Origin of the sequence: Acinetobacter lwoffii (assembly GCF_024129355.1) — a bacterium.
Taxonomy (GTDB): Bacteria; Pseudomonadota; Gammaproteobacteria; order Pseudomonadales; family Moraxellaceae; genus Acinetobacter; species Acinetobacter lwoffii_I.
In genome coordinates this window covers 1-25,619 of sequence record NZ_JAMXXP010000026.1, presented here as the reverse complement: position 1 = coordinate 25,619, position 25,619 = coordinate 1, and the positions used below count along the sequence as shown (strand labels likewise).

General features: G+C 44.3%; 22 protein-coding genes and 1 other RNA gene. 14 read left to right on the top strand and 9 right to left on the bottom strand.

Annotated features, from left to right (window positions below):
* The first annotated feature begins 88 nt into the window (after positions 1–88).
* From NI468_RS11890 to NI468_RS11865, 6 genes are all read left to right on the top strand, one after another.
* Positions 89–1,507 carry a phosphomannomutase/phosphoglucomutase gene (locus NI468_RS11890; protein WP_253102071.1) on the top strand — a complete coding sequence of 473 codons (1,419 nt, stop codon included), beginning with the start codon at positions 89–91 and terminating at the stop codon, positions 1,505–1,507.
* Positions 1,508–1,517: 10 nt separating this feature from the next.
* Positions 1,518–2,426: an acetylglutamate kinase gene (gene argB, locus NI468_RS11885; protein WP_004279270.1), complete on the top strand. Its 909-nt coding sequence runs from the start codon at positions 1,518–1,520 to the stop codon at positions 2,424–2,426.
* 131 nt (positions 2,427–2,557) lie between these two features.
* Positions 2,558–3,406: a class II glutamine amidotransferase gene (locus tag NI468_RS11880; protein WP_004730575.1), complete on the top strand. Its 849-nt coding sequence runs from the start codon at positions 2,558–2,560 to the stop codon at positions 3,404–3,406.
* 274 nt (positions 3,407–3,680) lie between these two features.
* Positions 3,681–4,127, top strand: a complete 447-nt coding sequence (locus NI468_RS11875) for a bacteriohemerythrin (RefSeq protein ID WP_004279272.1) — start codon at positions 3,681–3,683, stop codon at positions 4,125–4,127.
* Positions 4,128–4,270: 143 nt separating this feature from the next.
* Positions 4,271–5,350: a hypothetical protein gene (locus tag NI468_RS11870; protein WP_114541547.1), complete on the top strand. Its 1,080-nt coding sequence runs from the start codon at positions 4,271–4,273 to the stop codon at positions 5,348–5,350.
* Positions 5,350–5,682 (top strand): RnfH family protein, encoded by a 333-nt coding sequence (locus tag NI468_RS11865; RefSeq protein WP_253102069.1) that lies wholly within the window; start codon positions 5,350–5,352, stop codon positions 5,680–5,682. Before NI468_RS11870 ends, NI468_RS11865 begins: the two co-directional genes overlap by 1 nt.
* 100 nt (positions 5,683–5,782) lie before the next feature.
* Here the strand turns inward: NI468_RS11865 and NI468_RS11860 are convergent, their stop codons facing one another.
* Positions 5,783–6,181 (bottom strand): outer membrane protein assembly factor BamE, encoded by a 399-nt coding sequence (locus NI468_RS11860; RefSeq protein ID WP_004279275.1) that lies wholly within the window; start codon positions 6,179–6,181, stop codon positions 5,783–5,785.
* A gap of 112 nt (positions 6,182–6,293) precedes the next feature.
* Between NI468_RS11860 and fur the strand changes: the two genes are divergently transcribed.
* Complete coding sequence (fur, locus tag NI468_RS11855; protein ID WP_005096051.1) at positions 6,294–6,731, top strand: ferric iron uptake transcriptional regulator; 438 nt, start codon at positions 6,294–6,296, stop codon at positions 6,729–6,731.
* A 67-nt stretch (positions 6,732–6,798) separates the two neighbouring features.
* Here fur and NI468_RS11850 read toward each other — a convergent pair whose 3' ends face one another.
* Entirely contained in the window at positions 6,799–7,920 is a 1,122-nt protein-coding gene (locus NI468_RS11850) for a PilT/PilU family type 4a pilus ATPase (RefSeq protein ID WP_004279277.1), read from the bottom strand.
* Positions 7,921–7,950: 30 nt separating this feature from the next.
* A complete protein-coding gene (locus tag NI468_RS11845) occupies positions 7,951–8,988 on the bottom strand; it encodes a type IV pilus twitching motility protein PilT (RefSeq protein ID WP_004279279.1) in 1,038 nt (345 codons plus the stop codon).
* 123 nt (positions 8,989–9,111) lie between these two features.
* On the opposite strand from NI468_RS11845, the gene NI468_RS11840 reads away from it, so the two are divergent.
* Positions 9,112–9,801: a YggS family pyridoxal phosphate-dependent enzyme gene (locus NI468_RS11840; RefSeq protein ID WP_253102088.1), complete on the top strand. Its 690-nt coding sequence runs from the start codon at positions 9,112–9,114 to the stop codon at positions 9,799–9,801.
* Between the two features lie 31 nt (positions 9,802–9,832).
* Here the strand turns inward: NI468_RS11840 and NI468_RS11835 are convergent, their stop codons facing one another.
* Genes NI468_RS11835 through NI468_RS11825 form a run of 3 tightly spaced genes read right to left on the bottom strand, consistent with a single transcriptional unit; the run spans position 9,833 to position 15,812 of the window.
* Positions 9,833–10,939 carry an acyltransferase family protein gene (locus NI468_RS11835; RefSeq protein WP_253102067.1) on the bottom strand — a complete coding sequence of 369 codons (1,107 nt, stop codon included), beginning with the start codon at positions 10,937–10,939 and terminating at the stop codon, positions 9,833–9,835.
* A gap of 5 nt (positions 10,940–10,944) precedes the next feature.
* A complete protein-coding gene (locus NI468_RS11830) occupies positions 10,945–14,550 on the bottom strand; it encodes an AAA family ATPase (protein ID WP_253102065.1) in 3,606 nt (1,201 codons plus the stop codon).
* An 8-nt stretch (positions 14,551–14,558) separates the two neighbouring features.
* Entirely contained in the window at positions 14,559–15,812 is a 1,254-nt protein-coding gene (locus NI468_RS11825; protein ID WP_216986595.1) for an exonuclease SbcCD subunit D, read from the bottom strand.
* A 471-nt stretch (positions 15,813–16,283) separates the two neighbouring features.
* Here NI468_RS11825 and NI468_RS11820 point away from each other — a divergent pair, with 471 nt between their 5' ends.
* Both NI468_RS11820 and NI468_RS11815 read left to right on the top strand, forming a co-directional pair.
* On the top strand, positions 16,284–16,742 hold the full coding sequence (locus tag NI468_RS11820; protein WP_004646142.1) for an ABZJ_00895 family protein: 459 nt from the start codon (positions 16,284–16,286) through the stop codon (positions 16,740–16,742).
* Between the two features lie 153 nt (positions 16,743–16,895).
* Entirely contained in the window at positions 16,896–17,801 is a 906-nt protein-coding gene (locus NI468_RS11815; protein WP_216986596.1) for a TIGR01777 family oxidoreductase, read from the top strand.
* On the opposite strand, the gene thiO is transcribed toward NI468_RS11815, so the two are convergent.
* Both thiO and hemB read right to left on the bottom strand, forming a co-directional pair.
* Positions 17,790–18,914 carry a glycine oxidase ThiO gene (thiO, locus tag NI468_RS11810; RefSeq protein ID WP_253102062.1) on the bottom strand — a complete coding sequence of 375 codons (1,125 nt, stop codon included), beginning with the start codon at positions 18,912–18,914 and terminating at the stop codon, positions 17,790–17,792. The genes NI468_RS11815 and thiO overlap by 12 nt on opposite strands.
* 15 nt (positions 18,915–18,929) lie before the next feature.
* Positions 18,930–19,943, bottom strand: a complete 1,014-nt coding sequence (gene hemB / locus NI468_RS11805; RefSeq protein WP_004646145.1) for a porphobilinogen synthase — start codon at positions 19,941–19,943, stop codon at positions 18,930–18,932.
* A 105-nt stretch (positions 19,944–20,048) separates the two neighbouring features.
* On the opposite strand from hemB, the gene NI468_RS11800 reads away from it, so the two are divergent.
* Positions 20,049–20,546, top strand: coding sequence for a thioesterase family protein (locus tag NI468_RS11800; protein ID WP_004646146.1), 498 nt, complete (start codon positions 20,049–20,051; stop codon positions 20,544–20,546).
* A gap of 78 nt (positions 20,547–20,624) precedes the next feature.
* Here NI468_RS11800 and glpK read toward each other — a convergent pair whose 3' ends face one another.
* On the bottom strand, positions 20,625–22,109 hold the full coding sequence (gene glpK / locus NI468_RS11795; RefSeq protein WP_216986598.1) for a glycerol kinase GlpK: 1,485 nt from the start codon (positions 22,107–22,109) through the stop codon (positions 20,625–20,627).
* Between the two features lie 130 nt (positions 22,110–22,239).
* On the opposite strand from glpK, the gene ssrA reads away from it, so the two are divergent.
* The 3 genes from ssrA to NI468_RS11780 all read left to right on the top strand — a co-directional run bounded on the left by ssrA (position 22,240) and on the right by NI468_RS11780 (position 25,599).
* Positions 22,240–22,598: a transfer-messenger RNA gene (ssrA, locus tag NI468_RS11790) on the top strand.
* A gap of 182 nt (positions 22,599–22,780) precedes the next feature.
* Entirely contained in the window at positions 22,781–23,920 is a 1,140-nt protein-coding gene (locus NI468_RS11785; RefSeq protein WP_100328909.1) for a tyrosine-type recombinase/integrase, read from the top strand.
* Positions 23,921–24,360: 440 nt separating this feature from the next.
* Positions 24,361–25,599: a hypothetical protein gene (locus tag NI468_RS11780; RefSeq protein WP_253102059.1), complete on the top strand. Its 1,239-nt coding sequence runs from the start codon at positions 24,361–24,363 to the stop codon at positions 25,597–25,599.
* Positions 25,600–25,619 lie beyond the last annotated feature (20 nt).

The window sequence follows — 25,619 nt, the reverse complement described above, 5'->3', positions numbered from 1 at the left end:
TTAAAACAAAAACAAATGTTTAAAGTCATTATGATGAAATCATCATTTTAAATCTCCTTATTTTAACGAATAGTGAAAAGACAGTTTTATGGGATCTATGAATCATCCATTCCCCATGCATATCTTTCGTGCCTATGACATACGCGGTAAAGTCAGTCTATTAGGTGCCGGGATCATTGATGCAATTGCCCACGGTTTAGCCCAGCAGTATCAGGCTGCGGGACAGACACGTGTCGCCATTGGTTATGATGCACGCATCAGTAGTCCGGCTTTTGCCGACACGATTGCCCGTATTTTTAAAGATTATTCGCTGGAAGCCACTATTGTAGGTTGTTGTTCCAGCCCAATGCTATATTTCACCGCACGCCAGTTTGATGGCAATGGCATTATGGTCACTGCCAGTCATAATCCTAAAGAAGATAATGGTATTAAATGGATTATTGATGGTGAACCACCTTGTCCTGAGATGATTCAACAGGTGGCCCAACTGGCAAAGTCACATTGCGATAGCCAGCTAATTACTTTAGCTGAACTGCCGCATCAGATTATTCCAGAGTTTTGCCTGCAGTATCAGCAGGGAATATTAGAAGATATTCAATTAAAGCGCTCATTTAAAGTGATTCTGGATGGTCTGCATGGCTCAGCCGGACGTTGTGCTGACTTGGTACTCAGAAAAATGGGCTGTGAAGTGATTGCTTTACGTTGTGAGGCGAATGGACATTTTCCGGATCATGCGCCGGATCCTTCGCAAGACAAACATCTTGAGACTTTACGTCAAACCGTCATGCAACAGCAGGCTGATCTCGGTATTGCCTTGGACGGTGATGGCGATCGCTTGGTTCTGATTGATGAACATGGTCAGATTATCACTGCCGATCAATTATTATGCCTGTTTGCCGAAATTTGCCTAAGCGATTCAGCGCCACGCCAATTTGTTTATGATGTGAAATGTTCGACTCTGGTTCGCGATACAGTGCAACGCCTAGGCGGGGAGCCGATAATGATTCGTACCGGTAGTTCATTTCTCAGAACTTATCTGAACCAGTCTCAGCAGCAGGCCATTTTTGGTGGGGAATATGCCGGACATTATGTCTTTAATGATGGTCGCGGCTGGGGCTATGATGATGGCCTCTATGCAGCGCTCCGAGTCATGGAATATCTCGACCAAACGGAGCAAACTCTCGCGCAGGCCTTAGCAGCTTATCCAAAACGACATGGTACTGAAGATCTTTATATTTCAACGCGCCAAGTGCGTCCTGTTGAGCTTTTAAACTTCGTTGAACAACAATCCGCAAGAATTAATGCGCAAATCAGTAAAATTGATGGCATACGTCTTGATTTTGAGGATGGTTTTGGCATCATTCGAGCATCCAATACAGGTGAGTATTTCACGGTGCGCTTTGATGCCAATAATGCTCAAGGTCTGAATGAAATTCGTCATCTGTTTGTAGCCATGTTGCGTGACCGTTATCCAGAGATCGCTCAAGACATTTTAGATGCTCAATAAGGAGAGGCGAATGCCAAATCAACAAACAGGCATCGACAAAGCACAGATTTTGACAGAAGCTTTGCCGTATATTCAACGCTTTGCGGGTAAAACCCTGGTGGTAAAATACGGCGGTAACGCGATGACCGATCCTGAGCTGGAAAGTTCATTTGCACGTGATATCGTATTATTAAAAACAGTCGGTATTAATCCGATCGTGGTACATGGTGGTGGCCCGCAAGTCGATTCCATGCTGAAACAGCTGGGCCGCGAATCAGACCGTATTGACGGCATGCGCGTGACTGATCCTGCGACCATGGAAGTAGTCGAGATGGTACTTGGCGGTAGCGTTAACAAATCTATCGTGAACCTGATTAACCAGCATGGTGGTCGTGCGATTGGTCTTACCGGTAAAGACGGCAACCTGATTCGTGCGCAAAAGCTGCTGATGGAAAAAGTGGCTGAAGATGGTTCAGTTGAGCAAATTGATCTGGGTCTGGTCGGTGAAGTCGTTGGCGTGAAAACCGATGTTCTGGAAATGTTTACCAATAGTGACTTTATTCCAGTCATTGCCCCGCTAGGTGTCGATGAAGAAGGCAATACCTATAATATCAATGCTGATTTGGTCGCTGGTAAAGTCGCTGAAGCCCTAGGTGCAGAAAAACTGATTCTACTCACCAATATCACCGGTGTCTTGGATGAAAATAAAAACCTGTTGACTGGTTTGACCACTCAAGAAGTCGATCGTCTGATCGAAACTGGCGTGATTTATGGCGGCATGATTCCAAAGGTCGGTTGTGCGCTGGATGCGGTAAAAGGCGGCGTCGTAAGTGCACATATCGTGGATGGCCGTGTACCTCATGCCAGCTTACTAGAAATTTTCACCGATCATGGTGTGGGCACCCTCATTACCAATCGTGCCAATCCGCATCGTTCTTAAGCCAATTTTTGCGAAAAAGAGTCTCAATAGAGACTCTTTTTTATTTGGATTTCTTATAGCCACCTATTTGAAATGACTGGGACAGTCATGCACAATAAGCTTCTAAGTAAATAGAGAGCTGAAACCAGACCATGTGCCAACTGCTCGGAATGAATTGTGCCACCCCGACGGATATTACTTTTTCTTTTCGCGGGTTTTCCCAGCGGGCGGGCATTACCTCTGATCATGCGGATGGTTTCGGGATTGCTTTCTTTGAAGATAAAGCCTGCCGTCTGTTCGTCGATAACCAGTCCGCGATTGAATCACCGATTGCCGAGCTGGTACGTAATTATCCAATCAAATCACGCAATGTGATTGCCCATATCCGTAAAGCGACCCAAGGCAAAATTAATCTGGAAAACTCGCATCCTTTTAGCCGTGAACTTTGGGGGCGGCAATGGATTTTTGCCCATAATGGCGATTTATATGATTATTTTCCTGAACTGTCAGGGCGCTTTACCCCAGTCGGAAATACCGACAGTGAGCGTGCCTTCTGTTACCTGCTGGATCAACTGGTGAAACGCTTTGGCTATCATGAGCCGAAACTGGATCAGGTTTTCGATCTTCTAGCTGAAATTTCACCTGCAATCGCGGAGCATGGCACCTTTAATTTCTGCCTGTCGAATGGTCAGGCCCTGTTTAGCTATGCGATTACTAAACTCCACTGGCTGGTACGTGAATACCCGTTTAGACCGGCTCAGCTGATTGATATTGATGTCGAAGTGGACTTTAGTCAGGTCACGACCCCTGAAGATCGCGTCGCAGTGATTACCACTGAACCATTGACCCAGAATGAAGAATGGACTGCCTTCCAGCCCGGTGAAATGATCCTGTTTCAGCATGGGGCGAAAGTACGTTCTCAGTTGACACATGTTGAACGTCTGGAACGTGAACGTCTTGATCCTTCCTTAAAACGCGTCACGCGAGCTGATCAATATTAAAACGCGATCAAAGACGGAGTTTAAACTCCGTTTTTTTATATTTTTAAATAGGAAAAAATCTAAGAATAAATAAAGGTTTATTACAGTTTTTGGTTAATTAATATCTTAGCCTTTTACTCAGGATAAATTATTTTTAATTATATATAACAGAAACTTAAAATGAAAAAGCCGGATTTAGGCGGAAAGCCGACTAATTTGCTTCATTTTTATTTGAATCAATACGCTATATGCTCATTTTCACGTTATAAGTCCTTAATATTTATAGGTGGTCGTAATGAAAATGAAATGGGTTCCAGATTATAATACTGGTATCGATGTGATTGACGATCAGCACAAACGAATTCTCGATTATATCAACGAAATTGATGCCAATACCGAGCGTGCCCGTATTAAACAGATTCTCGACAATATTATTGATTATACCCAGTCGCATTTCACCTTTGAGGAATCTCTTCAGGAAGAAGCCGGCTATAAATATCGGGTGCCGCATAAACGTGTGCATGACCTGTTTATTAAAAAAATCGAGTCTTATCGTGACCGTTTTGAACTGGGACAGTCCATTGAATCAGAGCTGCACGAAGTATTATCGAAATGGCTGATTAACCATATTCAGCACGATGACGCCGATTATGTCGGTGCCGTAAAAGAAAATATGATGGGGATCATCAAGGAAAAAGAAAAGAAAACAGGTAAAAACTGGTTCGCTCGTTTCTTCTCATAATAAAAGACGTAACGAGATAACAAAAATTAAAATCTAATTATAATTTTTGCGCAGCAAATCACTGTCATGGTGGTTTGCTTTTTGTTTTTGATTTTCACCGCTTCACAAGGCAAAATAGCGCTAGATTTTTATAGGAATGCATCATGCAGGACAATGCTATGTCAAAATGGTTATCGCCGCTGATGGCTTTCTGTTTATCGTTTATTATCATCGCGACGCTCGCACCGATAACCGGTATCCAGATTGATCGTCAGCTGGATTTCTGGATGCTCTGGTTGGCCACCATGCTGATTCTGGCGCTTCCAGTCTGCTACTTGGAAATTGCTTTGGCCAAGCGCTCTAAAACAACGCCATTACAGGCGCTGTCGACGCTGACCCGTGAAGCTGATGCGTCACAGAAATGGCGTATTGTCGGCTGGTTAAGTGTGATCTTTATTCCGTTTTTGGCAGGTGCCATGCTGAACAATGCCAGCAATGTTCTGGCGATTGCTGCACTTGATCTTGCACCCAATCTTCTGTTGATTGGATTGGCAATAGTAGCGTTGGCCCTGTCACTGCTACCGCGTCAAATTTTATTGGCTGTTACCACGATTGGCGTACTGGCGTCTCTGGTTCTAGCCAATGTGATGGGAACGGCGCTACCTGCATGGCAAGTCACACCAGTCGAGTTCTCGGAATGGGGCAATGCCACCGTATTGGCTTTGGTCGCAAGTGGTCTGGGCATGGGCTTGTACTGGCAATCTAGTCTGAGCGCTGTACAACAACAGGATGTCGCCAGCAAGACGGTATTGCCGATCTGGATTGCGCAGCTAGTTGCTGTCATTGCATTTGCTTTCTTTGCTATACAAGCGCAAATCCCTGCATTTACTCTGGTCGTAGCGATGGTCGCAGCTGCTGCATTAATTCTGCAAATGGCACGTGAACAGTTACAGCAACGCCAGCTTCATCGTGCGATTCAATGGGCGATTGTGGCAGCGGTTACACTGATCTGGGCTATTCCAAATCTAAGCCCAATTTTCAATGTGGTCTTGTTAGTCTGGGGCCTATTGATTTGTTTGATCTATGCATTATTTGCCGGCTGGATCATGAAGATTAGTCATTTGCGTAAATCAATGAATTTCAGCTCTGAAGCGTTTTATAACATCTGGCGTATTGCGGTACGTGTGGTGTTGCCGGTGGGGATTATTCTGGCAATCATTGCTGTATTAGGACAATTCGTCTGATGAGTGAGGCGATGATTTGGGTGGCATATGCGACGCCAGAAAAACAATTTCATCTAGCCGTGTCATTTCAGCCTGGCATGACGGCACTGGACGCGATTGAGCAAAGTGGAATCCGTGAGCAGGTCGACTTGCCTGAACTGTTATCTCTGGGCATTTTTGGCGTGCGCTTGCAAGATCAGCAGCAGCCACTGGCAGCAGGTGACAGGGTGGAAATTTACCGAGCACTGACCATCAATCCTAAAGACATCCGACGTAAACGCGCCGAGAAAAATCCGGTGGGTCGTTATGCCAGAGGCAATCTTTTAAAAAAGCTGAAACCATCTTCCGAATAGAGAGCGGCTTGAATGAGCAGTAGTTTCAATGATCTGCTCAATCAATCAGCTTAATTAAAAAAGCCCCTGATGATTCAGGGGCTTTTTCATGAGAAACCGACTATAGTGGAGGAGCATTTAAAATTGCTTCTTTTGATCCTGGTAAGCCGGGTTGAGATTCTGGAATCGTCTCCAGACCTTCAACACGTTCTACGATACCAGACTGGTTAAAGTAGATTTTCAAATGCTGGCCTTGGGCTGCCGGGATCTTGGCTTTTTTAGCGTAGGTTCCTGGGGTATAGTTATAGATGTAGTCCCAACGTAAAGGATTCAGTGGATCGCTTACTGTTGGACTGCCCAGTAAGAAACGCACCTGTTGATGGCTCATTCCTACCTGAATTTTAGCGGCTTGTGCTTGGGTTAAAGGGGTTCCTTGTGGAATATCTACTTTATAAACACCTAATGTCGAACAGCCGACGAGCAATGAAGTGACGAATAACGTCAACATGATTTTTTGCATTTTGCTAAACTATCCCAAATTAATTATGATGCATTTGATCCAAGGATAGATCATACTGCATCTAAACTTTGTTGCATATTCCAACTTTGATTTTGTTGAGAGACCTTTTTACATGACTATTTCAAACCAAGATTTACGAAAAGCTGGGCTGAAAGTTACCCTTCCACGAATTAAAATATTAGAATTACTAGAAAATTCAAGACAACATCATTTAAGTGCGGAAGATATTTACAAGACTTTACTCGATCAGGGCGAAGATGTAGGTTTAGCAACTGTGTATCGTGTGTTAACGCAGTTTGAAGCAGCGGGCATCATCGAACGTCATAATTTTGAAAATAATCATTCAGTTTTTGAAATTATGCAGGAAGATCACCACGATCACCTGGTGTGTTTAAATTGCAGCAAAGTTGTTGAATTTATTAATGATACGATTGAAAAAGAGCAGCATGACGTTGCTGAAAAATTTGGTTTTGAATTAACCGGTCACTCACTGAATCTGTATGGCTACTGCGATGCGCCTGCCTGTCAGGAAGTTTTCCGTAAAAAATAATTTGAGCGCTGGTTCAAACAAAAAACAGGCTTCATGGGAAGCCTGTTTTTTTATGCCTTCAAGATGATCAGGACTGACCATCAAAGGTAATGTTGGAATGCGCACGTAATAAGTGGCTGCCACCTTCTTCTGAGAGCTTGATTTGCAGACGCAGGTCGTTTGGTGAATCTGCATGTTTCAGTGCATCTTTATAGCTGATCTGTTTGGCTTTATAGAGATCATAGAGCGCCTGATCGAAGGTCTGCATGCCCAGTTCACGGGAACGCTTCATCAGATCCTTAATCTCATGCACATCACCTTTACGAATCAAGTCGGCAATCAGTGGTGAGTTAATCAGAATCTCAATCGCTGCACGGCGACCATTGCCATCGATGGTTGGAATCAGTTGCTGTGCCACAATGGCTTTCATGTTCAGGGACAAGTCCATGAACAGCTGATTATGCCGGTCTGCTTCGAAGAAATGGATAATCCGGTCAATCGCTTGGTTGGCGTTGTTGGCGTGCAGGGTAGCAAAGACCAGATGACCGGTTTCGGCAAAGGCAATCGCATAATCCATGGTTTCACGTGAACGGATCTCACCAATCAGAATCACATCTGGTGCCTGACGCAAGGTGTTTTTCAGGGCAATTTCAAATGAATCCGTATCAATGCCGACTTCACGCTGGGTGATAATACAGCCCTTATGCTGGTGAATAAATTCGATCGGATCTTCAATGGTAATGATATGACCTTTGGAATTTTCATTACGATAACCGACCAAAGACGCCAGCGAGGTTGATTTACCAGTACCGGTTGCCCCGACAAAAATAATGATGCCACGTTTGGTCATCGCCAGTTCTTTTAAAATGGGCGGTAACTTGAGTTCATCCATGGTCGGAATGACGGTTTCAATCCGACGCAAAACCATCCCCGGTTGATCGCGTTGCTGAAAGGCACTGACACGGAAGCGGGCACTTTTATCCGGCGTGCTGATGGCAAAGTTACATTCACGACTGTCAGCAAATTCTTTACGCTGTTTTTCGGTCATGATGGAATGGAGCAATTGTCCTACTGCCGCACCGGGTAATTTTACCGAACCAATTGGTAAAATCTGCCCATTAATCTTGATGGACGGTTCGACATCGGCAGTAATGAACAGATCCGATGCTTTTTTCTCCACCATATAATCGAGTAAGCCGTTAAAATCCATGTATATAAACCCCAATACAATTCAATTTTTTTATAAAAATGCTTCTGGCTGTTTGGCTGCAGTACGTGCAACTTGCGGGCTGATCAAACCTTTGGATACCAGTGTTTTCAGAGTCTGGTCCAGTGTGGTCATGCCATAGTTGGCACCGGTCTGGATTGCCGAGTACATTTGTGCGACTTTGTTTTCACGGATCAGGTTACGGATCGCCGGAATACCGATCATTATTTCATGCGCTGCGACACGCCCACCGCCATTTTTCTTCAGTAGAGCCTGTGAAACTACGGCTTGTAGGGATTCAGACAACATGGCGCGTACCATGTCTTTTTCTTCAGCAGGGAATACGTCGATCACACGGTCAATGGTTTTGGCCGCTGAGGTGGTATGCAGGGTGCCGAAAACAAGGTGACCAGTTTCTGCCGCAGTTAAAGCCAGACGAATGGTTTCAAGGTCACGCATCTCACCGACCAGAATAATATCCGGATCTTCACGTAATGCAGAACGTAATGCTTCATTAAAGCCATGCGTATCACGATGCACTTCACGCTGGTTAATCAAACATTTCTTGGACTGATGCACAAATTCGATCGGATCTTCGACGGTCAGAATATGGTCATAGCGGTTGTCATTAATATAATCCAGCATCGCCGCCAAGGTAGTTGATTTACCCGAACCGGTTGGACCTGTGACTAGTACCAGACCACGTGGATATTCACAGATATCTTTAAAAATCTGTCCCATGCCCAGATCTTCAAGGGTCAGTACTTTAGAGGGAATGGTACGGAATACCGCACCGGCACCGCGGTTCTGGTTAAATGCGTTGACACGGAAACGTGCCACGCCAGGCACTTCAAAAGAAAAGTCAGTTTCCAGATTTTCTTCAAAATCACGGCGCTGTTTATCGTTCATGATGTCATAAACGAGTTTATGCACTTCTTTGTGTTCTAATGCTGGCAGGTTGATGCGACGAACTTCCCCATCGACACGAATCATTGGCGGTAAGCCCGCAGACAAGTGTAAATCCGACGCACCATTTTTAGCAGAAAATGCCAACAATTCTGTGATATCCATAAGGTCCCCGAGTTCATTAAAATGTTAATTATTTTGATAGAATAATAAGGCTTTCCCACAGCTTAACCAACACTTAGTTCATGGGCAAGGGAAAAAAAGATGAATGAAATGAGAACCCCATCAATGAATATGTTGCAACAGTCACGAAATCAGGTCTTAGTGCAAATTGAAACTGCCTGTATTCAGGCCGGCCGCGAAGCAGATGCGGTGCAACTGCTTGCCGTTTCCAAGACCCAGCCGAGTAGCGTGCTGGCAGATATGTATCAGGCAGGGCAACGTGCTTTTGGTGAAAATTACTTGCAGGAAGCGCTGGAAAAAATCACGGCACTGAAAGAGCTGGAGATTGAATGGCATTTTATTGGTCATGTGCAGCGCAACAAAACCAAGGCTCTGGCGGAAAATTTTGCCTGGGTACATGGAGTCGATCGCCTGATTATTGCCGAGCGTTTATCAAATCAGCGTGGAGATAATCAGTCCGCACTGAATATCTGTATTCAGGTGAATATTGATGGCCAGGATACCAAAGATGGCTGCCAGCCGGAAGAAGTCGCAGAACTGGTGGCACAAATCAGCCAACTGCCGAATGTACGTTTACGTGGCCTGATGGTGATTCCTGCACCGAATAATCCTCAAGCCTTTGCTGATGCCAAAGTTTTATTTGATGCAGTCAAAGTTCAGCATGCACACCCTGAAGATTGGGATACTTTAAGTATGGGCATGTCTGGGGATATGACCGAAGCGATTGCTGCGGGTTCTACCATGGTTCGTGTTGGCACAGCCCTATTTGGTGCACGGCCTAAAAAAGATGTATAAACTACTAATGTCAGTTTTTTGCAGCAAAGCGTTATCGCAGGGTATTGGATAACGCTTTTTTTCTGGCTGGTTCGAGCCATTTGGCCATTAACCAGGCAAAAACTATTAAGCTGCACATGCTGGCAAGCAAAGCTAAAATTGCTCCGCCCAGACCATAGGCCAAAGTTGCCGGAATACAGCCCAAAATAAATAAAAGTAATGGGAAATGGGTGACATACAAGGTATAGGAAAAGTCTGCGGATTGAACCCAGACCGGATGATAATGACTGCGTCGATGCTGGAGCTGTACCAGCCAGCAGCTAAAGGCCAGACCCACACAGAAATTAAAAGGGGCAAAATTCGCAGCGCGGTATTGCTGGGCCTCATCAATCACCTGAAACTGGTAAGCATCAAAACAGGCGATTAGAAATGCCAAGCCGAATAGGGCTAATTTGACTGATTGTAAGCGGTTTAAAAAACGTAGCTGGATATATCGAAATGAACAAGCAAAGGCAGTGAGCCAGACCAGAAAATAAATAAAAAACTGGATGTTCAGTACTGATAGTATAGCCAGAACCATAAAAAACCCGATTTTGGCGATTTCCGAATTTTTTAAAAAAGGTAAGAATCCGGCCAGCACATAAAACCACACTTCATAGCTCAGACTCCAGAGCGCAGCATTGGCTGAAACCGTTGGCGTCACAAAGCTATTCAAAAATAGCAGCGAGCCAACAAACTCCATCATGTCTATACTATAGTCAGTCCGGATCATCATGCCAAAACTGTGTTGAAAAGCATGCGTGTGGCTGGTAAATAATAGTGGAGCAAGCAGATATAAAACCAGGGTCAACCCCATGGCAAACAGAAAGGGCGGTAAAATTCTGCGGCCACGCTGTCGGGCATAATGGTGCAGATTGAACTGACCATGCTGATGAATGTTGTACTGGATTGAATAGCCGATCAGATAGCCACTTAAGGCAAAGAAAATCATGACTGCAGCCTGCCCAAGCAGGCGTATCCATGAATAAATGCTGGTATCGAAAGGCCCAATAAATGCCTGAAAGCAGTGACTGAATAACACCACAATGGCACTGATACCCCGTAGGCTCTCAAGCTGTAAGCTGAAATGGGGCGAGAGCTTGTCCGGGGCAGTATTCATGATCTTTAACCTATAATCTGAATAGTGCTGGCGCCTGCACCGACCGGTTTGACCTGAATTTGTACCGGAATCCGTTCATGCATTTCCTGTACATGCGAGATCAAGACGACTTTACGGCCCTGACTTTGCAAATGATCCAGCGCATTCATGACCATATGTAAGGATGCCGGATCTAGCGTCCCGAAACCTTCATCAATAAACAGTGATTCCAGTTTCATGGAGCCGGAGGCCATATTGGCAATTGCCAAAGCCAAAGCCAATGAAACCAGGAAGGTTTCACCTCCCGATAGAGACAGCACAGGGCGGACTTCACTATTCATGTCCAGATCAATAATCGCCAGACTCAGGCTGTCCGGAATACGGTGTAACTGATAGCGGGGTGCCAACGGTTGCAACTGCTGATTTGCATATTCCACCAGAATATCCAGGTGATGTTCCTGGGCAATTTTCTGGAATTTGGTGCCTTCCTTATGTCCGATCAGATCGTAAATGCGCCCCCAGCGATATTCTTCGGCTTTGATCTGCTCAATTTGCTGCTGATATTTGGCATAGGTGTTTTGATTATTGGCATTCATACGCAGTTTGGCATCAGTTTCATTGAGCACTTCCTGCTGCATTATTTTTTCCTGATGCAGCATGTCAAGCTTTTGTTCAATTTCCTCAAATTCATGTTCTGGCTGTAGTTTTAAATGGGCCTGATATTGTTCTTCCAGTAATTGCCAGGCTGTTCTGGCATTTTCGAGTGCCTGTTTCTGGTTGGCCAGATTCTGACGAATGCGTTGATGGTTGCTCAGATCAATACTGAGCCATTGTTCAATTTGAGCTGCCGTCACTTGAGGATGTGCTGCTTGCCATGCGTGAATATCTTGCTGATATTGAGCCAATTGCTGATCGATCTGCTGAAGTTGGCTGATAAATTCTTGCAGTTTTAAGTGGGTTTGATGCCACTGTTTTTCGGCCTGCGCCGTGCATTGACGCTGTTGTTCTAAAGCCTGCTCTAAGGTCTTGGCTTGTAGATCTAGTGCATCACGCCATTCTGCAGCGACACGATAGACTTGTCCTGCATGCTCTTTGGTCAGTTCAGCCAGTTGTTGACGCAGGTCTTTGCCTTGCTGAATCAACTGCTCTACAGACTGGCTCAATTGAGCAAAATTTTGCTGTTCCAATTGTAGTTGATACTGGCTCTTTTCCAATATCTGCTGCTGTTGATGCAGGTCAGATTCCAGCTGCTTTTGTACTGCCAAGTGCTGCATGCGGTGCTCTACTTGTCGTTGCAACTGAGGTAAGCAGAGCATAGGTGGCTGCGACTGGTACTGCTCGGGCAGTATGCTTAAAACTGGGTGTATCAGCTGGTCGAGTTGCTGACGTTGCTGTAGAGCCAGTTGTAATTGGTGCAATTGCTGTTGTTGTTGACGCCATTGTTGTAATTGTTGCTGGAGCTGTTGTTCCTGCTGTTGTGATAGTTCTAGCTGCTGGACCAGACTTTGAGTGTGATTCGCCAGTAACTGGATGAATGTAGGAAGATCATTGTGCTGCTCGGTAACCACTTCCAGTTTAAGTAGTTGAGATTTACAGTCAGCAGAGGATTGTTGAATCTGGTTTTGCAGGATCTGGCAACGCTGTTGCTGTTGCTCAATTACTGTTTGTGCTTTGGATATTTCAATGCGTTGCTGCTGCTGAGATTGCAGTTGCTGATCGAGCTGCTGTTTCGCCTGGTGTAGCTGTTGTTCCTGTAACTGGTTCAGGCTGTGTTCCAGACGTTCATGGGCTGCATCAACAAAAGGATGGGTGGAACTCCCACAGACCATGCATGGCTCATCCGGTTTTAACTGGGCACGAAGATCCTGCACACTTTGTGCATGCAATAAACGTTGCTGGGCAAGTATCTGTTCCAGTTGTTCATAGGCCTGTTGTTCGGCTTGAATCTGTTGTTGCTGCATCTGTTTAGCATCTTGCAGCGCTTTCAACTGCTGCTGTTGAGTGCGTACAGTCGATTGCAGTTGTTCAAATTCTTGTGACTGTTGAACTGCATATTGCACACGTTGCTGCAGCAGGTCGAGCTGACGCTGTTCAGCTTGGCCCTGTTGACGCGTTTCCTGAATCGTTTTGAGCTGCTGATCCAGTTGTTCCAGACTATGATACTGTTGTATCCACTGATTCAGATTTTCTGAAAGTGCTGTAACGGTTTTTTCCAGTTCAGGCAAAGGCTGCTTCAGGCTGTCCGGATTTTGTTGCTGTAGTTGCTGATACTGACGCATAAAGTCTTGTATGCGTTGCAAGGTACTTTGCGGCTCCAGATCGAATACATTTAAAAAGCCAGATTCAGCCAATTGCTGTGCAACCTTTTCTTGCCGAGCTTGTAGCTGATTCAAAGTCTGTTGTTGCTGTTGCAGTTGTTCTTCTAAAGGCTGTAAACGAAGGGTTTTAAACTGGCTTTGTTCTGTATGCAGTTTTTTGTACTGCTCTGATACAGTATCAATTGCATGATCCAGCCTTAAACCTGCCTCCAGATGCGGTTTCAGGTTTGCCAAGTGTTGCTGAAACTGGTGCTGCTGTTGTTGTAAGGCTGTAAGTTTGGCTTCTTCTGCTACAAAGCTCTGTTTGAGCGTTTCAAATTCCAGCGTAAATTGGGTGTGCTGGTGCTGAATCTGCTCTTTTTGAGGGGCTAGACGGGTACGACTCACAAACTGATCCCGAATCGACTGGAATTCATCCAGCTGCTCCAGTAGCTGTTGCTGTCCTGCAGATTTATTTACTGCATCTTGCTGTACTTCGTAGACTTCTTTTTTGGCATGGACTTCTGCATAGAGTTTATGTCGGTCCAGATGCCATTGTTTCTCATTTTCTAGCAGTTTTTCTGATTGCTGCAAATTCTGAAGTTGCAAAGACAAAGAGTTCTGCTGCTGTTGTAAAGCGCTGATGTCTTCTTCAGACAGAATTTCAATATGCCCGATCAGCTTTTCCAGATCGTTGCGCTTGTTTTTGACTTCGCTGAATTTCTCTGCGGCTTTCTGACTGACCAGACTGAAAATCTGTGAATTAGTCAGATATTCCAGCAAATCTGCACGCTCATTGTCTTTGGCTTTAAGAAAGGCACCGACTTCTGACTGTGGCAATAAAACTGCGCGGGTAAACTGCTCAAAACTTAAGCCTACCAGTTTTTCAATGAGGGGGGTGACTTCCGATATTTTTTGCGTCAGTGTCGTGTCATCATCCAGACATTTGACGTAGCGGTCTACTTTTAGATTGCCATCGACTTTCTGGCGTGCCCGTTTAATTTCCCAGCGTGCCATATAGCGTTTGCTGTCGAGTGCAATAAATTCCAGTTCGGCAAAACCATGCACGCAGCCACGGCGCAGAATATTCTTGGAATCCTTGATGGACACATCCTGACCGCCAGTATCTTTCAGGCTGCCTGTGGCACCTTTTAGGCGAGGAATTTCATTGTATAGCGCCAGGCACATGGCATCGAGCAGGGTAGATTTCCCGGCACCAGTCTTGCCGGTGATGGCAATCAGGCCGGCATGAGCCAAAGGACTCGATTCAAAATCAATATGATGGGTGCCGGTGAGGGAGGCCAGATTATTAAGACTTAGACGTAAAATTTTCATGGCCGATCCTAGGCTTGTTGTTTTTGTGCAAGTTCGTGTTGGGCTTCATTCAGTAATTCCTGAAAATCCCGTTGTACCGAGTGATCCTGCTCATAGCCCATTTTTTTCCAGATATTGAAAAATAGCGATTCCGGAGTAGGGGGTGCCAGATCAATTTTAGACTGGCTTGAACTAAGGTCGACCTGTTGCTGGTAAATCCGGCTGATGCGCAGCAGTCGGTAACGGTTAGCAGGTAGGGCCTGTTCTATTTGCTGACGCAGATCTACCGGAGGCGGCGCATCGGTCGTGTATTCCACCTCCAGAAAATGCCGTGCAGAAAGCTGCTCGATTTCTCCGGCAGGCAAGGCCTGAATTGTAGTGATTAAATTTTCCAGCTTTTCACGAATGCGGAACAGCTCGACAGTACGCGGAATGCTTAAGGCATCGTACTGAAAGCGGTTTTCCGGGTTTTGTTCGGGATCAATCCTGACTTCAACTATTTGATGCTTATAATTAATCTCACTAAATGACAGCGGAATCGGAGAGCCACTATAGCGAATATGCGGCTGACCGACCTTTTGCGGTTTATGCAAATGCCCCAGCGCGACATAATCAATCACGTCATCAAATAGCGCCGTCGACAGCGCCTCTTCATTGCCAACAATAATCGGACGTTCAGAGTCGGACGTCTCACCACCTTGCATGTGCGCATGTGACATTAAAATCAGTGCCTGATGTGGCTGTTTGCGGGCTTTGGCTTCGGCAATCAGTTGTTGATGCAGATAACTGATCGCGTTCTGGCTATTGCTGGTATGTTCATTTAGTCCGGTAATTTCGGCACTGCGTAAATAGGGCAGGGTCAGACACCAGGCGATGATATTTTTATCCCGATCATAAATAGGAATAAGCAGCCGATCCAGATTCAGGGTATTTTCTGCAGTGCGGCCTACGATTCCCACTGCTTTGGCATTAAATTTGGCCAGCAAGGGTTCAACCTGCTCAATCCGGTAACCGGAATCATGATTGCCTGCAATCATCAGGGTCTGCATATGTGGCGCCAGATCGTGGGCATCGGCCAGAAACTGGTATAGCTGTCTTTGCGCACTGGAAGCGGGATTGATCACATCAAAAATATCGCCGGCAATCAGCAAGGCATGCGGTTGCTTTGCTTTAATTTGCTCAAGTAGCCAAGTCAAAAACTGCGCATGTTCAAATTCACGGTCATGGTTATGGAAAAATTGTCCCAGATGCCAATCGGAAGTGTGAAGAAAATGAACCGCCATGTAATGAACCCCTAATATCTGCCTTGCTACTATAGGAAAAAGCACAGGTAAAAATCTACTTGAAAACGATATTTCAGCGAATTGTTTGTGATGTGGGGGCTGAATTTATTTTGATCAGTATGAAAATAAGCAAAGGATTACAACTAAATCATCAGATATCGAAGGCTCTGCAAGCTATCAGATTTTAAAAAAATAAGGATTTTAAAAAAATAAAAACCGACGATTCGAGTGATGATGAAATCGTCGGTCAAATTTGTGTTACATGAAGATTTTGGCTGCTATTCAAAATTTCCCTGTACACTGGACTTATTGCTTTAGCTCTAAAGGTCAGCAAAAATTCGTGGATGCCAGTCCAAATTTTTGTACCTTGTACCCTATATAACGTCACCTTGTAGTGGATGGTTGACAATAAAATGAAAAAAAACCTGATTTTTTTTATACTAGCTTGTTGAAGATCACTGAGTCATGCATATGTTGCCGCTAAGTCGTTATTTTATCTGGTTTTTCGTTATATGTTTTATTTTTACCTGTATTTGCGGTGTACTGGCAGCCTTGCTGCCGATGGGCATGGGTGCAGTCTTGACGATTGTTCCCTATCTGGTGGCCATGATTTGGGTGCTTTTTAAATTTCTAAAACAGCAAAAACGTGCGCCGACCCAGGCAGAGCGTAAAAAATTCACGCTCGGTTTTAGCCTGATTTATTGGGGCTATAATTTATTATTTCTTTTGCTCGGTATTGTGATCGCCACCCGTTCCAATCCGAATGCCTGGCAGGACTTTCTGCTGTATCTACAGCAACCACAGTTTATGAGCATTGTGCTGATCATGTTCCTGATGATCGCAATTCCACTATATCTACTGACGTACTGGTTTTATGGCAAGCAGGCCCAGCGTATGGCAGAGAAAATGTTTGGCCATTCGCCTCAGTGAATATAGATGAATCATTTTGTGACCCGATCTTCATAAATTAATTGAATGATGAAAGATACAAATTCTCCACTACAAAGATCTTCTTGGTTTAAAAAGCTGAAGATGAGTGGCGTATAATTTAAACCAAGAAAATAATAAGGCGAAGAATGACTAATGTATAAACCTGTAGTGCTGGTGACGGGAGCGAGTGGTTTTATTGGCAGTCATCTCGTGCATTTTTTACTGGAACGGGATTATCGGGTGATTGGTCTGACCCGTCAGAAAAATAAACGTGAACCACATCCGGACTTCCACTGGATTAACCAGCTGGAAGAATTAAAACAGCATCAGATTGATTATGTGGTCAATCTGGCTGGCGAAAGCATCGGTCAAGGCCGTTGGACGGCAGCGCGTAAAAAGAAATTGCTGGATAGCCGTTTAGATAGCACCAAACGGTTATTTGATTATTTAGAAAAAAATCAGCTTAGACCGAAACGGATTATTTCAACATCGGCCGTTGGTTATTATGGCATTGATCCGACAGAGCGCTGGGAACAGGTCTGCACGGAGCAAAGTCCGCCACAAGATATTTTTATGTCTGAACTTTGTGCGAAGTGGGAGCAGCTGGCTTTATCCTATACTAACCAGAACACCAAGATTGTTCGCTTTGCGGTGGTGTTTGGTAAAGGTGGCGGGATTCTTCCGCAGATGCTATTGCCGATTAAATTGAATCTGTTCGGACGGATTGGTCATGGACGCCAGCCAGTGACTTGGGTGCATCTAGGGGATGTGCTGCGTGCGATTGAATTCTTGATACTTGAGGATACAGCCGAGCAGATCTTTAATGTGGTCGCGCCAGAAAAAAGTAGTCAGGCCCAGTTTGCACGAACTGCGGCCCAGATTCTGAAGCGCAAACCCTTACTTCCACTACCCGCATGCAGTCTGAAAATGATGCTGGGAGAACAGTCACAACTGGTCTTAAACGGTCAGTATGTACAGTCCAAAGCCTTGCAGGAGGCTGGATTCCAGTTTCATTATCCAACTCTGAAAGAAGCACTGGATAATATCCTAAAGCACTAAACGACTGGGCTCTAATAAACGGACAGGATCATAAGGAGCTGGATCAATGATTGGCATTTGTTTAAGGATGAGTTGAGCGAGTAGTTTGCCTGATGCCGGCCCCATGCATAAACCATTCCGGAAATGTCCAAAATTGGTCCAGGCATTATGTAGCTTGGGAATTTTGCCAATATAGGGAATACCATCGGGTGAGCTGGGTCTTAATCCGGCCCATTGCTTGACCAGCGGAAAATCTGCCAGTTCCGGTACCATCTCGATACACGCCTGTAAAATATCCTGCCGGATTTCACTAGAAGGCGAGGTGTCAAAACCGACCTGACGCATACTGGAACCACATAAAACATGTCCATCCTGACGTGGAATCAGGTACATCACCTTATGCATGCACATGGTCGGCAGCCAGTTTTCTGGCGTTTTAAACAGCAGCATCTGGCCCTGAACCGGCTGTACCGGAATTTCCAAACCAAGTTGCTGTGACCAGTGTTGCGACCATGCTCCGGTTGTGAACACATATTGATCTGCCTGAAAAACCTGGCTATGTTCATCTGAGATACTTTTTACACAGCCTTGCTGAATATTGAGCCGAGTGATTTTACAGTCTTCTTGCCAGGTGACACGAGGATGCTGCTTCAAATAGTGAATGATCGACTGTAATAACCGTGGATTACGGATATTCGCCAGTTCAGGGAAATAAATCGCCTGCTTGAATTTGCTCTGATTAATTCTTGGATTGATCTGTTGCAGTTTAGCCTGATCAAGCAATTCTGCCTGTTGCTGCGGATCCTGATGTGTTTTGGCATAACTTAAACCGATTTCAAAATCGGATTCATCAAAAATCAGCATACCTGTTTGATGAATCTGGAAATCGATGCCAGTGAAAGGTTGCAGTTTTTGATTCCAGTCCTGATACATGGGTTTGGCATGTCGAGCCAGAGCATTTACAGCAGCGGGATAACGCCACGGATACATCGGGGAAAGGATTCCTCCTCCAGCCCAGGATGCAGCCTGTCCGGCGGCCTGTTGATCAAAAAGGGTAACAGAACATCCCTGTTCAAGCAGTTCCAGCGCCGACATCAAACCGGTGATGCCAGCGCCGACAATGGCAATATGCATTGCGCCGAAATCCTTTTACTTCATGTCTTTCAGTTTAAGCGCAGCTTCTTCAGCAAAATAGGTCCAGATACCATCTGCACCGGCACGACGACAGCTCATCAATGATTCTAAAATGACGCTATCAGATAACCAGCCATTTTGAATTGCCGCAGCCAGCATCGCGTATTCGCCACTGACCTGATAGACAAAGGTTGGTACGCCAAAAGTGTCTTTGACTTCGCGGACGATATCCAGATAAGGCATGCCCGGTTTAACAATCACCATGTCTGCACCTTCCTGAATATCCAGCGCAATTTCATGCAGGGCTTCAGCACGGTTACCGACATCCATCTGGTAATTGTATTTATTGCCGCCTTTTAAGTTGCTGGCAGAACCGACTGCATCACGGAACGGGCCATAGAAACTTGATGCATATTTGGCTGAATAGGCCATGATCGAAGTATAGATATGACCATTTTGCTCAAAGGCCTGACGAATCGCACCGATCCGGCCATCCATCATGTCACTTGGAGCAAATACATCTGCACCGGCTTCGGCATGGCTCAAGCCCTGTTTAATCAGGCACTCGACCGTTTCATCATTTAAGACATAACCGTTCTCATCAATAATGCCATCCTGACCATGCGTGGTATACGGGTCTAATGCGCCGTCAGTAATCAGCACCATTTCTGGCAGTTCTTTTTTCAATAAACGTAAGGTGTTTTGCACCAGACCATCTTCACGCCATGCGGCTTCTGCAGTCAGGCTTTTATCTTCTTGTGGGGTGACGGGGAATAGCGCCAGTTTATTGACACCGAGTTCCAGCAGACGTTCTGATTTTTTTAACAACAAGTCCGCTGACAGGCGCTGGATATTCGGCATACTTGGAATATCTTGGGTCTGGTTTTGTCCTGGCAGGACAAATACTGGATAAATGAGATGATCTGCCGCGAGATGGGTTTCACGAACCATCGAACGTAAATGTTCATTTTTACGAATACGACGCATGCGAGTTGCAGGAAACGCGGGACGATTGAACGTATAAGTCATAAAAATCTCAGTAATCAGTATTAAACTAGGCCTCTATTGTAGCCCTAACTCAAATTTTTGGGCATAAATTAGCGGTTTTTTATTGTGGTGGATTCGGGCAGAGTGATGAGTAAGACAGAGAGAAACTGGACGGGTAATATACATCTGGGCTCGAAAGTGGATATTGATGTAGTCCTGAACCAGCTGGTACATGCTTTTAATAGCTCTCCTTTTTTTAAGCATAACGGCATGACCATGCGGGTGGTCGAGGGCCAGATTGAGGCCTATGTAGAAATGCAGGATTTCATGATTGGTAATGTGGCTTTCCAGATTCTGCATGGCGGTCTGGCTGCAACTGTACTGGATAGTGTCGGTGGTATTGTGGCCATGGGCGAGCTGTATAAAAAAGCTGAACCGGAAACGATTGCAGATACCATTAAAAAAGTATCGCGTCTGGCGACGGTCGATATGCGGGTGGATTATCTGGCGCCTGGACGTGGCAAATATTTTATCGCGCGTGCAGAAACCTTACGTTTGGGGCGTAAGGGCTGCACCATGCGCATGACCATGGTCAATGATGAAGATAAGGCGATTGCAACAGCGATTGCTTCTTATGCCTATTAATGAAATCGTGAACTGAGGGAGTTAAAAGCACTGTTTAACAGTGCTTTTTTATGATGATCAAATATGAACCTAGAGGATTTAGAGATCAGATTTAGCCCGTTTCAAGGCATTTTGCCATTTGGCTAAATGCATTTCTCTTTCGTCATTTTGCATTTTGGGTTCAAAAGCACGGTCCAGCTGCCAGGACTGGGAAATTTCATCCAGGTTTGAAAATACGCCAGCTTTTAATCCGGCCATAGCGGCCGCGCCCCAAGCAGTAGCTTCCAGCATTTTCGGACGCAGTACCGGTACATTCAGAATATCGGCCTGAAATTGCATCAGCATGTCATTGCTGCTGGCACCACCATCAACCCGCAGTTCTTTAAGAGGATGTGCAATATCAGATTGCATCGCACTGAGCACATCCGATACCTGAAAGGCGATTGATTCTAATGCGGCACGAGCGATATGCGCTTTGGTCGTACCGCGTGACATGCCACAGAGTAAGGCACGTGCTTCACTATCCCAATGCGGCGCGCCCAGTCCGGTAAATGCGGGAACCAGAACCACGCCGTCACTATGCTCGACCTGATGCGCCAGTTTTTCCACATCACTGCTTTTTTGAATAATTCCGAGGCCATCGCGTAACCATTGCACTACAGCACCAGCCATAAATACGCTGCCTTCGAGCGCATAGGTAGTTTGGCCCTGGGCTTGCCAGGCGAGAGTAGAAAGCAGCTTGTTCTGGCTAAGCTGAATGTTATGTCCGGTATTGAACAGCATAAAGCAGCCAGTACCATAGGTGTTTTTAGCACTGCCCACCTCAAAACAGGACTGGCCAAAGAGTGCAGACTGCTGATCCCCCAAAATTCCGGTAATGGGAATATTGGCCCCCAGTAAGCCAGAAGCCGTGTCAGCGACATAACAGTCAGAAGAGATAATTTTCGGTAAGATCGAAACCGGGATATTAAACAGCTCGAGTAGCTCTTCATCCCACGATTGTTGCTGCAGATTCATTAACATGGTACGAGAAGCGTTACTGGCTTCAATGACGTGCTCTGCACCTTGGGTCAGATTCCAGATCAGCCAGCTATCGATAGTGCCAAATGCCACATGGCCCTGTTCAGCAAGTGCCCGTACCCCCTCGACATGCTCTAAAAACCAGACCAGTTTTCCCGCACTAAAATAAGGATCAATCCGTAGGCCGGTTTTTTGCTGAATTTTGGACATCAGGCCTTGTTCAATCAGCCGGTTACACCAGTCAGATGTACGACGGTCCTGCCAGACGATTGCCGGAGCGAGCGGTTTGCCGTTTCTACGATCCCAGACTACGGTCGTTTCGCGCTGGTTAGTCAGGCCAAGGGCTTTAATATCTTTTGCCAGAATACCTGCAGTCGCCAAAGCTTGTTGTACCACGGCAATCTGTGAGCTCCAGATTTCTTGAGCATCCTGTTCCACCCAGCCCGAATGTGGGGTGTGGATATGCGTTTCACGTTGAGCCGTTGCCTGAACTTGTCCATGTTCATTAAAAATAATGGCCCGACTTGACGTAGTTCCCTGATCTAGTGCCAGTAAATAGCTCATAATTTTTCTGTTATTTGGCTTGAAAAGTAAAATATTAGCGCAATAATGTAATTAAGCGCATCAAGTTGTGTAAATGTTCAGAAAATACATCGTAATTTTTGACATTTATGCTATGATTGCCTTGTACTTTGGGGGTGTTTCTGGCTTCGACGCTGGTGATGAAACTCATAGATGCATGCCGAGAGCGCATTTTCTCTCGTAAATCAAATTTGCATTTTTTAGTCGCAAACGACGAATCATACGCTCTAGCTGCCTAAGGGCAGCTTGTCCGCCTCTCCGAATACTTGTGGTTAGAGAGTCCGACTGAAGCGCACGCACACAAGTCCGTATAAAGCCAAGCCTCGGGGCTTTGTACTAAATTAAGAGGATCGCGATTTGTACCCTGTTCGTCGGGTCACAAAGAGTTAAAACAATAGACGATATCTAAGCATGTAGTATTCTCGAGCGTAGTGCTGGCGGACGCGGGTTCAACTCCCGCCACCTCCACCAAAATTCTTTCCGAAGTAATCCATCGGAATCTAAAAAAGCCTTTAAACTCAATGTTTAAAGGCTTTTTTTTATGCCTGTTTGTCCGATATTATCTGATCCTATTCGACCCCATATTTGCTCTTTGCGGGTAAATATTGGGAAAATTTACCCAGAAATTAATACATCAATTATGGGTAATCGACATGCCACTTACAGATACTGAATGCAGAAAAGCACAGCCGAGAGATAAACAGTATCGTCTTTCGGATTTACATGGTTTATCCCTCATCATTACCACCAAAGGTCAAAAATATTGGAATGTACGCGTCACTGTCCATGGTGAACGTAAGTCTGAGTCGCTTGGCCCATATCCAGATTTAAGCTTAAAAAAGGCAAGGGAGCTTGCATATGAGCTTAAGCATCGATATTCACGTTCAGTATTGCATGAAGACTTAAAGCCCTATTTCAAAGAAGTTGCAGAAGATTGGTTTAATAATCAAAAAGAAACCTGGTCATCCAAACACATCAGTAATGTTCGAGCTTCATTGGATGAGCTTTATATTGTTCTTGCTAATAAGCGTATTAATCAGATTCAGGCACCTGAGATTCTGCAGATCATTAAGAAAATTGAGGCAAGAGGCTCGCTTGAAATTGCAAAACGTACTTTGTCTCGTTGTGGCATGGTCATGAAATACGCTATTGCCCATGGATATCGCTATGACAATCCGGCAGGTGATTTAGTCTATGCCCTCAAGAATAAAAGGGTCAAAAACCTGGCTTCGCTTTCTGCCTCTGAGATGCCTGAATTTCTTAGACGTATTAAGGCTTATCCTGCCGATGCTCAAACACATCATGCCATTGTCCTGATTATGCTGACAGGCGTTCGGGTCAGTGAGTTACTGCAAGCACGTTGGGAAGAGTTTGATTTGGAGGGGCGTAAGTGGGATATTCCTGAAGAGCGAATGAAGAACCGACTTCCACATCGTGTACCGTTGACGGACATGATGATTGAAGAGCTGCAATCTTTAAGACTGACTCATAATCAGGAGTTACTTTTCCCACATCGTTTAAATAACAAAGAACCTATGCGTAGCGAGTCTATTTTGGCCGTGATCAAGCGTTCGGGCTATACAGGTCGGATGACCACACATGGTTTTAGATCGCTATTCAGTACAGTCGTAAACGAATCGAATCTGTTTAATCCAGATGCTATTGAACGTCAGCTTGCTCACGTACCCCAGAATAGAATTCGCTCGGCGTATAACCGAGCACAGTATTGGGATGAGCGCGTAAGGATCATGGAGTGGTATGGGGAGCAGGTGAAGGCTTGGGTATATAAGTGAAAATTATTATTTAGAAATTTTTTATAAATTCTAAAGGACTGGAAAGAAAGTTTTCAGTCCTTTTTTTAATTGACGGATTCAAGTGACAGAACCTATGTTTAAAGAGAGCATGTAGCGTTGCTATTGTCAGTGACTAAATATTTATTAGGGCTAATAAAATAAAGGATGATTTTTATCCAATATCTAAATTATTTTTCTACTTTACAAGCTTTCCCTTAAGAAATTCTGTTTAGTTAGGCAGTCCATTTTATCGGCAGATTTGTCGATTAATTTTATAAACCATATGATAAAAGGAGTATGCTGATAAGGTTCTTACGATCAAGTATTAATTATTTATTGTGTCTTTGAATTAACTTTGAATAAGTGAAAATAGGGTGTTAATTTAAAAATAGGGTTATATCATATAGCTTATAGGATAAAATTAAAAAGGGGTAAGTACAGTGGACCTAGAGCGAATAAGTTCAACACAGAGGAAAAAAGAAATATTGGAAATGATCAGCTTCTGGAGAAGATTAAGATGTTTTAATTATTTTTTTGATGAAGAACAGACAATACAACCAAAACGGAAAATAATAGAAAATATAGAATTACACCTGCTTGATAAGTTATTTGAGTTTAGCTTATCTACTGCTTATGGGGAAGATATTTCTGATTTATTAGAATCTCAAATCCTAGACTTGTTTCAAGCGGTTTTAAATACTCGTCAAGGTCTGGATCTTGAGATAAGCGCTTTATTTGCACAACAAAAAATTACGCATACTTCAGTTTTTCCTTTATCTCAAAATTACTCTTTAATGATAGGTCGTTTAGAATACCCTGCAATTTTTGCAAAGAAGTTAGGTTGTCATATAACCCAATTTGTTGGTTGTAACTTTTCAAAAGAAAATATTGACATGAAGACGGCTAGTTTTATCAAGAATCAAATTCGCATTACAGATCAATTTTTTGAGGAAATGGACCAGAGAATTACTCCTTTCCAACAAAGGCTAGATGATTGCTTTAAATATACTCGATCCATTAAATTTATAAGTCTTAAACTTTTATATGTTAATCGTTTTTATGATTCACCTTCTATATCATTTCAGACACTGCAACAGGTAAGGGAGTGTTATGAAAAGCACTTAATATTTTTTCGACGCAAAGTTCAGCATGTGGAAGGACTGCTTTGCTGCTTTGATAAATTAGAGTTTGGTATAAACGACAGTTTTTATGTGTTTGGGGTTTTTTTATTTAAAAATGAAGCGCATGAATCTATTTCAAAGATGGAAGCTAAAATTCATCAGTTATGGGAAAGTACATTCAATGAGTTGGCTGATTTTGAGCGCTCTCTCTTATCCACGACAGTAGACGGGAAAACTATTCCATATTGTAGAAGGGTAGATACGCAGTGGAGTGATTTTGTTGCAGAAGGTATTCTGAAAAAAGGATCAACTAAATACGTAAAATTTATCCGTACTACATTGAATTATTTGGCTAATCAACAAGAGATTTTTTCAGTTATTGTTGTCGATCAAAAGCTTGAATCAGGGTTTCATGGTTATTACCCGGTTCCATCTGACCGTCTTAGAATACATGTTAAGCCTGCTCTCACAAAAAAAAAGCGCAACCCTATTAGGGTGTGTCCTCATTTGGCTTTGCACCAAATAAATATACAGGCTATACGAATCATAGATTTATAATTGCGTGCCAGTTTATCAAA

What these genes read in the sequence shown, in the direction of transcription:
- NI468_RS11820 (WP_004646142.1), top strand. Translation starts at nt 16,284, where the DNA reads ATGTTGCCGCTAAGTCGTTATTTTATCTGGTTTTTCGTTATATGTTTT.
- NI468_RS11880 (WP_004730575.1), top strand. Translation starts at nt 2,558, where the DNA reads ATGTGCCAACTGCTCGGAATGAATTGTGCCACCCCGACGGATATTACT.
- NI468_RS11875 (WP_004279272.1), top strand. Translation starts at nt 3,681, where the DNA reads ATGAAAATGAAATGGGTTCCAGATTATAATACTGGTATCGATGTGATT.
- argB (WP_004279270.1), top strand. Translation starts at nt 1,518, where the DNA reads ATGCCAAATCAACAAACAGGCATCGACAAAGCACAGATTTTGACAGAA.
- NI468_RS11865 (WP_253102069.1), top strand. Translation starts at nt 5,350, where the DNA reads ATGAGTGAGGCGATGATTTGGGTGGCATATGCGACGCCAGAAAAACAA.
- NI468_RS11845 (WP_004279279.1), bottom strand. Translation starts at nt 8,988, where the DNA reads ATGGATATCACAGAATTGTTGGCATTTTCTGCTAAAAATGGTGCGTCG.
- NI468_RS11830 (WP_253102065.1), bottom strand. Translation starts at nt 14,550, where the DNA reads ATGAAAATTTTACGTCTAAGTCTTAATAATCTGGCCTCCCTCACCGGC.
- NI468_RS11850 (WP_004279277.1), bottom strand. Translation starts at nt 7,920, where the DNA reads ATGGATTTTAACGGCTTACTCGATTATATGGTGGAGAAAAAAGCATCG.
- thiO (WP_253102062.1), bottom strand. Translation starts at nt 18,914, where the DNA reads ATGCATATTGCCATTGTCGGCGCTGGCATCACCGGTTTGATGTCGGCG.
- NI468_RS11835 (WP_253102067.1), bottom strand. Translation starts at nt 10,939, where the DNA reads ATGAATACTGCCCCGGACAAGCTCTCGCCCCATTTCAGCTTACAGCTT.
- NI468_RS11870 (WP_114541547.1), top strand. Translation starts at nt 4,271, where the DNA reads ATGCAGGACAATGCTATGTCAAAATGGTTATCGCCGCTGATGGCTTTC.
- hemB (WP_004646145.1), bottom strand. Translation starts at nt 19,943, where the DNA reads ATGACTTATACGTTCAATCGTCCCGCGTTTCCTGCAACTCGCATGCGT.
- NI468_RS11860 (WP_004279275.1), bottom strand. Translation starts at nt 6,181, where the DNA reads ATGCAAAAAATCATGTTGACGTTATTCGTCACTTCATTGCTCGTCGGC.
- fur (WP_005096051.1), top strand. Translation starts at nt 6,294, where the DNA reads ATGACTATTTCAAACCAAGATTTACGAAAAGCTGGGCTGAAAGTTACC.
- NI468_RS11890 (WP_253102071.1), top strand. Translation starts at nt 89, where the DNA reads ATGGGATCTATGAATCATCCATTCCCCATGCATATCTTTCGTGCCTAT.
- NI468_RS11815 (WP_216986596.1), top strand. Translation starts at nt 16,896, where the DNA reads ATGTATAAACCTGTAGTGCTGGTGACGGGAGCGAGTGGTTTTATTGGC.
- NI468_RS11825 (WP_216986595.1), bottom strand. Translation starts at nt 15,812, where the DNA reads ATGGCGGTTCATTTTCTTCACACTTCCGATTGGCATCTGGGACAATTT.
- NI468_RS11840 (WP_253102088.1), top strand. Translation starts at nt 9,112, where the DNA reads ATGAATATGTTGCAACAGTCACGAAATCAGGTCTTAGTGCAAATTGAA.
- NI468_RS11800 (WP_004646146.1), top strand. Translation starts at nt 20,049, where the DNA reads ATGAGTAAGACAGAGAGAAACTGGACGGGTAATATACATCTGGGCTCG.
- glpK (WP_216986598.1), bottom strand. Translation starts at nt 22,109, where the DNA reads ATGAGCTATTTACTGGCACTAGATCAGGGAACTACGTCAAGTCGGGCC.
- NI468_RS11785 (WP_100328909.1), top strand. Translation starts at nt 22,781, where the DNA reads ATGCCACTTACAGATACTGAATGCAGAAAAGCACAGCCGAGAGATAAA.